Annotated in this window: 8 protein-coding genes; all 8 read right to left on the minus strand. The window is 71.5% G+C overall.

From position 1 onward, the window contains the following. Positions 1-6: 6 nt before the first annotated feature. The 8 genes from AB0J90_RS05720 to AB0J90_RS05755 all read right to left on the minus strand — a co-directional run bounded on the left by AB0J90_RS05720 (position 7) and on the right by AB0J90_RS05755 (position 11,591). Entirely contained in the window at positions 7-525 is a 519-nt protein-coding gene (locus AB0J90_RS05720; protein ID WP_363592539.1) for a flavin reductase family protein, read from the minus strand. Between the two features lie 24 nt (positions 526-549). Then, on the minus strand, positions 550-993 hold the full coding sequence (locus AB0J90_RS05725) for an acyl-CoA thioesterase (protein ID WP_363592951.1): 444 nt from the start codon (positions 991-993) through the stop codon (positions 550-552). Between the two features lie 5 nt (positions 994-998). Then, complete coding sequence (locus AB0J90_RS05730; protein WP_363592541.1) at positions 999-6,797, minus strand: type I polyketide synthase; 5,799 nt, start codon at positions 6,795-6,797, stop codon at positions 999-1,001. Positions 6,798-6,868: 71 nt separating this feature from the next. Next, positions 6,869-7,843 carry a DUF1702 family protein gene (locus tag AB0J90_RS05735; protein WP_363592543.1) on the minus strand — a complete coding sequence of 325 codons (975 nt, stop codon included), beginning with the start codon at positions 7,841-7,843 and terminating at the stop codon, positions 6,869-6,871. Between the two features lie 183 nt (positions 7,844-8,026). Further along, a complete protein-coding gene (locus AB0J90_RS05740; RefSeq protein ID WP_363592545.1) occupies positions 8,027-9,016 on the minus strand; it encodes a DUF1702 family protein in 990 nt (329 codons plus the stop codon). A 163-nt stretch (positions 9,017-9,179) separates the two neighbouring features. Continuing rightward, positions 9,180-9,743: a copper resistance CopC family protein gene (locus AB0J90_RS05745; protein WP_363592547.1), complete on the minus strand. Its 564-nt coding sequence runs from the start codon at positions 9,741-9,743 to the stop codon at positions 9,180-9,182. 32 nt (positions 9,744-9,775) lie between these two features. Next, a complete protein-coding gene (locus AB0J90_RS05750) occupies positions 9,776-10,357 on the minus strand; it encodes a hypothetical protein (protein ID WP_363592549.1) in 582 nt (193 codons plus the stop codon). 136 nt (positions 10,358-10,493) lie between these two features. Further along, positions 10,494-11,591, minus strand: coding sequence for a carboxymuconolactone decarboxylase family protein (locus AB0J90_RS05755; RefSeq protein WP_363592551.1), 1,098 nt, complete (start codon positions 11,589-11,591; stop codon positions 10,494-10,496). Positions 11,592-11,682 lie beyond the last annotated feature (91 nt).

Below are 11,682 nucleotides of genomic sequence, written 5' to 3' on the forward strand. Positions count from 1 at the left end.
GTCACCTCACTCGGAGTCGAACTGATGGAACCTGCCCATGTGGAACAGCAGGGCCTTGTCGTCCAGATGCCGGTCCAGCGACAACAGTTCGCCGACGAAGATGGTGTGGTCCCCACCGTCGTACCCCGCTCGTAGCTTGCATTCGAAGTGGGCCAGGGCGCCGCGGATCAGCGGCGCCCCGGTGACCAGACCGGGTACGCAGTCGACGGCCTCGAACTGCTCCGCGCCCAGGGGGCGGCGCTTGTCGGCGAAGTACCGGGCCACCGCCTCCTGCTGCGCGGCGAGCACGGAGATGGCGAACGAGCCGGCCCCGGCCATCAGGTCGTGCATGACCGCCTGCCGCCCGACGCAGACCAGCACCAGCGGTGGATCCAGCGAGACCGTCGTGAACGAGTTGGCGGTCATGCCGTGCGGCGCGTCGCCACCGACGGTCACCACCGTGACGCCGGTGGCGTACGCGCTGAAGGAACGTCGGAGCAGTTGGGTATCGGCCTCCGTCGAGGACGGTTTCGCCTGAACATCCACAGTCGGCCTCCGCTGCCGTGCGGGTCAGGCCCGAGGCGCCGCGAGCACGTACGGCTCCAGCGCTCGGACCAGGGATTCCGGCACCCGGGCCGGGAGAGTACGGGTGTTCGGGCCGCGCATGCACGCCACCCGCTGGTTGCCACGGGCGATCAGGCTCTCGCCCCCGCCGGGGTCCAGCCGGACATAGTCGAAGCCGAACTGGACCTGGGTCTGCGCCAGCTCGACCAGCCGCATCCTGACCGACAGCTCGTCGAACGCGGTGATCTCGGCGAAGAACTCGCAGTCCACCTTCAGGGTGAACAGCTTCAGGTCGTCGCGCAGGTCGTCCAGCACCGCCGGGGCCCGCTCCTTGAGGAACATCTCCCGGCAGCGCCCCTGCCACCGCAGGTAGTTGACGTAGTACACGTTGCCGACGAGGTTGGTCTCCTCGAAACCGACCGTGTGCCGGTACTCGTAGTACATCTCCATCACGCTCAACGCCCTTCGGTCAGGATGGCGAACGCCACGGGTTCCGCGACGTCGCGCACCGTGGTGACGAACACGGCGACCCGCAGCTCGCCCGAGACGAGCACGGTCCAGCCGGCGCGCTCCGACGGCAGCAGCGACAGCGGTGCGTGGTTCGTCCGACCCGCCTTCTGCAGGCACTCCACCGCGGCCCAGACCCGGGTTCCCGCGATGTCCGCGCTCTCCCCGGTCATCTCCGCGACGAGCACGGCCAACTCGTGGTGCGGGCCGAGCAGCCCCTGCCAGACCGAGGCCGGTCGGGCTGCGGCGGCCTCGACGTCGCAGCCCAGCGGGCCGGTGCCGGCGACGCAGAGGGTGAGCCCGGCGCCGTGGGCACTGGACAGCACCCGGTCGCCGTCGACCTCCGGGCGGCCGTCCGGGCGGTAGCGGACCTCCACCGGGCGCCCGAAGGCCCGGCCGGCACCGAGCGCGGTGTGCGCCCGGCGGGTGGTGATGGCGTCGCCACCGTCGGCGCCCGCCGTACCGACCGGGTCGGGTTCGACCGCGACCGCCACCTGCGCGCCGAGCAGGTCGCCGACCGCCCGTTCCAGGTACGACCCGAGCAACGGCGCCGCCCACGGGCCACGCGCGTCGTTCTTGCGTACGGCCCGCAGCCGTAGGCCCTCCCACCGCTCGACGGCCTGTCCGGTCCGGTCGCGCAGCACGATGTCGTACACGTAGTTGTCACCGTCGCGGCTACGTTCGGTGGCGCAGTACCGCAGTTCCTCGGTGCCGGACATCCGTGGCCCCGCCGGGTAGATCCGTTCGATCCCGGCCGGCAGCAGCGTCGCGTCGGGTACGCACACCTGGTTGCCGTGCATCAGCGCGTCCCGTACGCCGGGGTCGCCGAGCAGCAGCTCGCCGGGAAGGTAACCGGCGAACCAGCCCACCGAGGCGTCGGCCGCCAGATCCGCGTCCACGTCCCGGGCGGCGGCGCGGTGGTAGCGCCGTACCCGTTGGAACCGGGGGCCCTGGAACAGCACGTCGCCGTACAGATCCCGGTGCGGCTCCAGCGGCACCACCGGCAGCCCCGCCGCGACCTGGTCCGGTGCGCCCTCCGGGATCACCCCGTCACCGCGACGCAGCCGGGCCCGGAAGTGCTCGGCGGCGAACGCCGTCTCGGCGCTGTGGATCGCCACGTCCACCGTGTCCGTGCCGGTGACAACCGCGGCGATCCGGATCCGGGTGCTGCCCTCCGGCGGCACCACGATCGGCCGCAGGAACTGCGCGTCCTCGATCACCGGCACCTCGGTCCAGCCGGTCATCGCGGCCGTCACCTGGGCCATCGCCTCCATGCCGAACACCGCCGGCATCAGCAGGTTGCCGTCGAGCAGGTGGTCGGGCAGGTAGAGGTCGGTGCCGCCGTTGAGGTCGACCTCGGTGACCAGCTCGACACCGTGGTAGCGGACCAGCGGCCGGTCGACGAAACGCAGCAGCGGCAGCGTCGGCAGGTCGTAGCGGACGGTGCCGATGCCCTCGGTACGCCCGCTGATCACCACCACCTCGGGGGTGTCCGGGTCCGCCAGCAGCCGCCGCAGGATCGCGATGCCCTGGTCAGGGGTGACCGGGGTGATGCCGTCGCGGGTCAGCGACTCCACCACCGACAGCCGCTCGCCCATGCCGACACCGGACCAGACCGACCACTCCAGGCAGATGCTGCGGCACCCGGGGTGCCGCCGCCCGATCTCCCGGGTCAGGTCGGCCAGCCACTCGTTGGCGGTGGCGTAGTGCGCCTCGCCGCGCAGACCGGCCCGGCCGATGATGCTGCCGAGCGTCACCAGCAGGCGCAGCCGCTCCGGACGTACCGCGTCGAGCACGACCCGCAGCCCGTCCAGCTTCGGGGCGAACGTCTGGCGGAACGCCGCCATGTCGAGACCGGTCAACGCGGCCGGCTCGTTGCGGCCGGCACCGTGCAGCAGCGCGGTGACCGGGCCGAGCGCCCCGACGAGTTCGGCGACGGCGGTGCGTACCTGCTCGGGGTCGGTCACGTCGGCCCGCGCGTAGCGTACGTTCACCCCCAGGTCGGCCATCCGCTTCAGGTTGGCCGCCAGTTCCTTGTCCGCGGCCGGGTCGGAGCGGCCCAGCACAGCCAGGCTCGCCCCGCTGTCCTGCACCATCGCCAGCGCGCACTCGGCCGTGATGCCCTTGCCGCCGCCGGTGACCAGCAGCACGTCGGTGGCGTCGAGCGCGGCCACCGTGCGGGCAGGTTCGACCGGCATCACCCGCAGCGTCGGCACCCGCCGTACGCCGGCCTCGTCGTAGTAGACCTCGGCGTAGTCCCCGGTCGCGGCGACCTCCGCCACCACCAGGTCGACCGCCGTCGCCGTCGCCGGCAGGTGGACGATCGTGGTACGCACCTTCGGCGACTCCAGGTGCAGCGTCTTGGCCAGCCCGGCCGCACCCCGGTCGTGCTGGACCAGTACGAACCGGTCGCCGACCGTGCCGCCGAGCACCGCCTGTGCACCGCGCAAGGCGTACTCGAGCTGTTCCTCGGTGCAGCCCTCGGGCAGGCAGACCAGCACACCCGAGCCGAGGTTCGCCCGCTGCAACGCGTGCCGCAGCGGTTCGGCGAGCGGGTTGTCGGCGTCGGCGTACACCTGCCACTGGCCGCCCGGTGTCGCGGCGACCGCCGCCCGGCCGGGCAGCGGCACCTCGTCCAGGTCCAGCGTCCACGGTCGGGCCCAGGCACCGGCACCGGCCACCACCTGCGTGGGGGTCAGGTCACCGCTGTGCGAGGTCGCGGCCAGCGCCTCCAGCGCGTCGGCGAGTTCGCGTACGGTCGCGGTGGCCAGGTTGGTCGGCGTCTGGGCCGCCGGCATGCCCAACTGGGTGGCTACCTGGCTGACCACCTGCCCCACCGTGATCGAGCTCAGGTGCAGGTCGTCGAGGAGCCGGCTGGAGTCGTGCACCAGTTCCAGCGGCAGTTCCGCCCGTTCCGCCGCGAGCCGGCGGATCAGGTGGGCGGTGCTCTCACCGGGCTGCCCGGCGCTCGCCGGTTCGGCCGGTCCGGCGGCGGGGGCGTTCGGCACCCGCTGCCGGGTGGCAAGGTCCAGCGGCGGTGCCGTCTCGCACGGGCTGGCGAAGAACCGGAACTCGGTGCCGACCTGCAACGGCCGGATCAGCCGGCCGTGGAACAGGGCCGAGTCGACCGGGCTCGCGCCGACCACGTACGCCGCACCGACCACCCGCAGCAGGCCGCTGATCGACTCGTCGTCGGTGTCGAGCGCGACCGCGGGCAGTTCCGCCGTGCCGACCAGCCCGCTGAGCACCCGGCCCGGTCCGACCTCGACGAACAGGTCGACCTCCTTGGCGGCGACCGCGATCGCCTGGCTGAACAGCACCGGGTCGGTGATCTGCCGGTGCAGCAACGCCGGCAGGTCGGTGTCGGCGGGCAGCGCCTCGCCGGTCACGGTGGAGATGATCCGCCGCTCGACCGGGCCGAAGTCCTCGCCCTCCAGGGCCGCGCCGAAGGCCGCCGCAGCCGGTGCCACCAGCGGCGAGTGGAACGCGTGCGACACCGACAGCCGGGTCGCGACGAGTCCGGCCGCCTGGGCTCGGTTGCAGGTCTCCTCGACCGCGTCGACCGGGCCGGCGACGACGGTCTGCTGCGGGCTGTTGTAACCGGCGATGACGACCGGCAGGCCGGCGGTCAGGTCCGCGGCCACGGCCGGCGACGCGGCGAGGCCGGCCATCGTACCGGTGGCGCTGTTCTCGGCCATGGTCCTGCCGCGCAGCGCCGCCACCCGCAGCAGGGCCTGCTCGTCCAGGGCGCCGGCCCACTGCAACGCGGAGATCTCGCCGAGGCTGTGCCCGACCGCGACGACGGCCTCCAGACCCAGCGTGGACAGCACCCGGACACCGGCCATCGAGCCGGTCACGATCCTGGGCTGGGCGACCGACGTGGCCACCATGTCGCCGGAGGCGGGCAGCGCGGCCTGGTCGTACATGTCGGCGGCCTCGGCGAACCGGCGGCGCAGCGCACCTCCGCTGGTGCCGCGTCCCGAGCCCTGGCCGGGGAAGAGGTAGCCGATCCGGCCGGGCCCGCGTACGTGCCCGAGCAGGATGCCACCGTCGGCGGCGAAGAGCTGGGTCTCACCGGCGTCGAGCGCGTCGGCGACCCGGCGCAGCCGCTGCTCCGCCTCCTCGGGGGAGGAGATCACCACGGCCGCCCGGTACGGCAGCTCGCGCAGTTCCCGGTGCAGGGTCGCGGCCAGGTCACCCATCTGGGCGTACGCGAGCTGCGGCACGAAGTCGATCAGCCGCTGCACCCGTTCCCGCAGTTCGGTGGGGGAACCGGCGTCGACCAGCAGCAGTTCGGAGTCCTGCACCGACGAGGCCAGCGCCCGGGTACGGGTGTCGAAGCGGACCCGCCGACGCGGCTGCTCGTTCTCCAGCACGATGTGGGTGTTGATGCCGCCGAAGCCCATCGCGGTGATGCCGGCCCGGACCGGGGCGTCGGACGCCCACGACTCGGCCTTGCGCAGCACCCGCAGCGCGGACCCGTTCCCGTCGAGCAGCTCGTGCGGGTCGACGCAGCCGATCGACGGCGGGATCACCTCGTGGTGCACCGCCATCGCCGCCTTGATCAGGCCGGCGACCCCGGCCGCGGCCTTGGTGTGCCCGATCATGCCCTTGACCGAGCTGAGCGCGGCCGGTCGGGCGTGCGGGTCGGCCTCCAGCCGGGCCTGGGTCAGCGCGGTGAGCTCGTTGGTGTCACCGACCTTGGTGCCGGTGCCGTGGCCCTCGAACATGCTGACCGTCTCGATGCCGAAACCGGCCCGCTCGTACGCCCGACGCAACGCCAGCCGGTAACCGTTGATCTCGGGCCGGGTGATGCTGCCCTTGCCGTCGGACGAGATGCCCCAGCCGGCGATGGAGGCGTAGACGCGGTGACCGGCCCGCCGGGCCTCGTCCTCGCGCATCAGCACCACCATGCCGCAGCCCTCGCCGGGCCAGAAGCCGTTGGAGTTGCGGTCGTAGACCCGCATCTCACCGGTGGCGAGCGCACCGGTCTTGGCGAAGCCGATGATCTCGAACGGGTCGATCGACAGGTCCACCCCGCCGGCCACCATCACGTCGAGGTCGCCGTCGAGCAGCGCCTTGCACGCCGTCGCCACCGACAGCAGGGACGACGAGCAGGCACCGTCCACGGTGTACCCGCCGCCCTTGAGGTCGAAGTGGTTGCAGATCCGCCCGGCGATGGTGTTCGACAGGCCACCGGCCAGGGTGTCCTCGTCGATCTCCGGGAACGGGCTCTTGAAGGTGGCCTCGAAGTCGTCGAGGAACGTGCCGAGCTGGTCGTCGTCCCACTCCTGCTCCTTGAGCGCCGCCGCGACCATCCGCCGCACGTACGGCCACCGCAGCCGGAGCTGGTTGGCGCGGGAGAACTCGCCGGTCAGGGTGTTGCCGACCACCACACCGGTGCGCTCGTGCGGCACACCCTCGGCCATCGGGAAACCCGCGTCCGCGAGAGCCAGGGCCGCGGTGTCGAGCGCCAGCCAGTGGGTGAGGTCGGTCGAGCGGTACGTGCTGCCAGCCACCTTGTACGCGATCCGGTCGAACTCGTACCCCTCGATGACGGCGGCGTTTCGGGCGTAGAAGCGGTCCGGCGCCTTCGGGTCCGGATCCCAGTAGTCGTCGAGCCGCATCCGTACGTCGGGCAGCCGGCGGAACGCGCGCCGACCGGCGACCGCGTTTTCCCACAGTTCTCTCGGTGAGGTGGCGTCCGGATACCGGCACGCCATTCCCACGATGGCAATTTTGGACATGGACACGACCTCTTCTCCTGCGGACGCCCGCTGCTGCGCGCCGTCCGCGACCGGCGATGTGCGGGGAACGGTTACGGGGCGGTGTCGAGGGAGTCGAACCGGGCGGCGATCCGGCGCCGCCACACCTCCCAGGACGGGACGTCCCCGTCGTCCGGCAGGTCCACCAGCGCCTCGTCGGTCACCTGCTGGGCTTCCTCCGGTGACATCCCGCAGAAGACCTGGGTGGCGATCTCGTTGTGCGGCACCACGAGTCCGGCCCGCACCCGGGCACCGGCGGCGAACGCCGACCCCTGCGCCACCTGCCGCTGGTACGGCCCGGCGTGCTTGGCGAACCAGCGCAGTTCGGTGTCGTCGCCGCCACCGGCGTACGTGGCGGCGAGGCCGGCACCGCTGTAGAGGTCAGACCGGCGGTGTTCCGGGAACCGGTCGATCAGCCCGGCGACGACCTCGGCCTCGGTCCCGCCGACGAACCACAGCGCCCGGCCGATGCCCTGGTCGATGGCCCGGTTCGCGTACCACTGGTGAGGTCCGGCCGGCCAGGGGAAGTTCTCCTCCTGGAACCGTTGGTAGACATACCGCTCGGTCTGGAAGTAGGCCTGGTGGAAGCCGTAGCCGTCCAGCACCAGCCAGCGCAGCAGCGGGTCCGGCGCGTACAGGGTCGACCAGCGGAACCTCGGCAGCCGGGCCATCGCCCAACCCACGCCGACGTACGCCATGTAGATGTGGTCGTCGCCCCGCCCGGCGAGGAAGTCGCGCACCAGTCCCCGGCCGCCGATCGGCAGTCCCTCGCGTACCGCGAAAGCCATCGCGGCACCCTCGTACGCGAATCCGCGGAAGCGGGTCGGCACCTCTTCGAGCCGCCCCTCCGCCTCGTCGGTGGTGACGGCTTCGGCGGCGTACGCGTACCCGGTCAGAAATGACCGGCCAACCGTTTCCAGCAGGTCCTTGGCCTCGGGGCTCTTGACGTGAAATCCGCGTACTTCGAGCCGGGTCTCGGAAACGTTCGGCGTCAGGATACGGCGCCGCAACGCGCGGTATGATTTCATGGAACGCTCCCCAACATCTATTCGTCCACGCTAATCCGATCCTCGCAGGGCCTGACCGGCATTTCTTCCTCAGAGTTGCCCATCTGGCCTTTGTGAACGGATGCCGACACGATCGAAGAAACGAACGGACCCGCCCGTTCGGCGAGCGAACGGACGGGTCCGGTGACCGCTGCGGTCGTCCGCTCAGCGCAACCCCGAGGGCGCGGTGACCGACTCCCGTACCTTCGCCCGCCACACCTCGTACTGCGGCACCCCGTCGGCGTGCAGCCCACCGACGGCCACGTCGTCGGCGAGCGCCGACGCGGCGGCGACGGTCAGGCCCGTCAGTGCACCCATCGCCGCCTCGGTCCGCTCCGGCACGTGCCCGGAGAACGCCCGCGCCTTGGCCGCGAACACCGCGCCCTGGGCCAGGTGGGGTGCGTACTCGCCCGCGTCCCGGCGCAGGTTGGCCAGTTCCGCCGGTCCGCAGCCACCGGCGAAGATGGCGGCCAGACCCACCCCGCTCCACAGGTCCGCCTGTCGGTCCACGTCGAACCGCTCCACCGCGGCGGCGACGTCGGCCACCTGACCGCCGTGGATGAACCACAGCGCCCGGCCGACACCCTGGTCGAAGGCGCGCGGGAAGTAGTCGGGCCAGCCGTCCCACGGATAGGGCGTCGGCCTTTTCTGTCCCGTCACCCATTTCTCGGTGTCGAAGTAGGCACGGTCGAATCCGAATCCGTCGACCGCGAGCCAGCTCATCGTCGGGTGGTACGGCACCCCGGTCAGGTCGGGCACCACGCGCTTCCACAGCGGTCGCGGCAGCCGGGCCATGGCGAAGCCGATGCCGATGTACGTGAGGAAGATGTGCGGACGTCCGGGACCACGCAGCAGGTCCCCGGCGAGCCGGCCGCGTCCACCCGCCATCGAGTCGCGGATGGTGAAGGCCATGGTCACACCCTCGTACGCGAATCCGTGCAGTTCCGGTTCGACCAGCTCGACCCGGCTCTGCACCTCCCACAGGCTCCGGGCGTCGATGCCCCATTCGAAACCGCAGATCACCGACTGCGGAATCGCCTCCAACCGGCGGGTGGCGTCGGTCGGGGTGATCGGGAAGCCCCGCCCCTCGAAGCTCACCTGCGTAAGCGATGGCGTCATGAGCAGGTTGCGCAGCGAACCAAGGGCGGTAGCCATGATCTCCCTTTCGCTGAATTGGCGCGGCCACCGGACGGCGGCGGTTCCATGGTGGACCGCCCGACCCGTAGCCCACGCCTCCTGCAGTGCTCTGTTCCCCGCCGATACGTCCACACGGGCCCCTACTCCGTCGCGGAGCGACGAGAGGAGCCCGTGTGGCAGGTCAGCTTGGGCGGGGGCGGCGCAGGAGCAGGTTGAGCAGAGCGCCGATGAGCAGCAGGGCGACGCAGGTCAGCACGATGCTGAGCGGGTCGGCGCCGCCGCCGTGGGCGTGGGCGCCGGACGTCGCCGGGTCGGGCGGTGGCGCGACCCAGCGTTCCGGTGAGCCGGCGGCGACCGAGAACTCGCTCATCCCGGTCACCTCACGCCCGTCGGGCAGCACCACGTGGTACGCCACCCGGTACGCACCGGCCGGCACCAGCGTGAGCGGCACCACGATCCGTTGGCCGTCCAGCCGCTCGTCGCCGCTGGTCACGGCGCGGCCGGTGCGGTCGGCGACGGTCAGGTGGAACTCCCGCGAATCGACCGGCCCACTGAAGACCAGGGCAACCTCGGCCGGTGGCCCGGGTACGGTCGCACCGTCACCCGGGCTGACCTCGGTCAGCTCGATCTCCGGCCCACCGACCACCGCCGGTACGACGATCGCCAGCGCGGCGAAGACCGCCAGCGCCGTGCCCAGCCTGGCCCGCCAGCGGCGTGGCCGGGCCGGCGAGGTTGGTTCCTCCACCCCGCCGGCCGTCGACACCGAGTCGAGCACGACTACCGGTGGCCCGAGGAGACGAGTTCCGGCGCGCAGTTGCAGTCCGCCTCGGCCCGCTCGGTGGGGCTCGGCCGCAGGTGGTAGTACATGGCGATGACCATGGGCAGGAACACCACGGTGTTGTAGAACAGGTGCAGCTCGACCCGGGGGAACACGAGCTGGGCGATGCTGGTCGGCACCGCCTTGCCGAAGAAGATCACGCCGGCCTGGGCCTGGATGAACAGCAGCAGGTGTTCGATGTGGTGCCAGAACTGGATGCCGAAAGCCACCATCCACCAGGTACGGGCGCGTCCGACGAAGCCCTTGCGCAGGAACCACAGCCCGGCGAGCATCACCAGGGCGTACCCGTAGTGCAGCCACTCGGAGCTGACCAGCCACGGAAACCACTGGCCGAGTACGCCACGCGACTGCTTCGCCGGCCGGTCGAGGACCCAGATCTGGAACGCCTGGGTGAGGTGTTCGGCCCAGTGGGCGAGCACGATGAGCATGAACACGTTGAGGGCGACCCGGTGCCGGGCGCCGTTCAACCGGTCGAGCAGGCCGGTTGCGGAACCGCCAGCCGGGGCGGTGTAGGCCGTCATTTTTCCTCCAGCGGGGATGGCGAGTGGTCGCTGTTGCTTGCCGAGGCGACAGGGATCGCCACCGTTACAGGTTGTCAGGCAGTCGAGACTCGGAGTTGTTCAGGATTGCTCTTTTTCGATGACCCGGACGGCTTTCTCAGCGCCCCGACACCGGCTCCACCGGCCCGGCTGCCAGGGCCGCGGGGGCGTACCAGGCGCCGACCTGCCGGGCGGTGATCCAACTCGCCCACGCGGTGACGTCGAGTAGTGCGGTGTCCTCGGGTTGCGCCTTGCGGAACTCCCGTACCACGTGCTCGTCGACCTGGTACGACGCGAAGGCGGTCAGCAGTGCCAGCCTTCCGGACGCCTGTTCCCCCTCCGGCAGGTCCTCGATCAGCCGCTCGCACCAGCGCCGGCTCAGCCCCGTCTCCTCGCCGCGCCACTGCCCGAGCCGCCGCCGCACCAGGTCGCGTACGGCCGGGGACAAGGCCCGTACCCCGGCCGCCTCGAAGGTGGCGTCGGCACGACCCACCGCCGCGGCGATGGCCGGGTTCCCGGCCGCCCACTCCGCTCCGGCGGGCAGCGGGGCCGGCGGCAGCAGCACCACCGACCGTCCGGCCGGGTGTTCGGCGCGCAACGTGGAGCGGAGCATGATGCTCGCGCCGCGCTTGAACCGGCGTCGTCCGGCGGCGTTGAGCCGCGGCGGGATGAGGAAGCTGGAGAGGAAGACGTTCACCATCCGCGACAGGTAGTGCATCGCCACCACCACACCGACCAGTTCGGCCCGTTCCACCGGTTCGAACGGCAGCGTGCCGGCGAGCGCGTCCTCGGGTTGGTGCGCGATCCGGGCCCAGGTCGCCATGGTCCGGGTGCGCGTGTCGACGACGTCGTCGACCTTGTCGGCGACCAGTGCTTCGGCGTCGTGCTCGGTGCCCAGCTCGTACATGCCGAGGCTGTGCATGTCGACGCAGTAGGGGCAGATGTTCGCCACCGCGACGGCGGTCGCCACCGCCTCCTTGGTCTGCCGGTCCACCACGTCGACCGGCAACAGCGTCTCGCGCATGATCATCCAGTACGCGGCAGCGAGGTCGGGCACCGGCGAGTGCAGCTGCACCGGGGGGACCACGAGCCCCATCTCCTCGGCCACCTGCCGGTACACCTCGGCCAGGCCTCCCTTGACGGCCGCCATCGGTGCCGGCGTGACGTACTTGACCTGACGTTGCACGACTGACGCCGCTATCCGCTTGACGACCATGGTGGCCTCCCCTGCCGCGATGCGCGACGAGGTCGCCGGGAGACCGGGACACGGTCGCGCTCATCGATGCCAGTATTGGCACACCGGACGG

Origin of the sequence: Micromonospora sp. NPDC049523 (assembly GCF_040676775.1) — a bacterium.
Taxonomy (GTDB): Bacteria; Actinomycetota; Actinomycetes; order Mycobacteriales; family Micromonosporaceae; genus Micromonospora_G.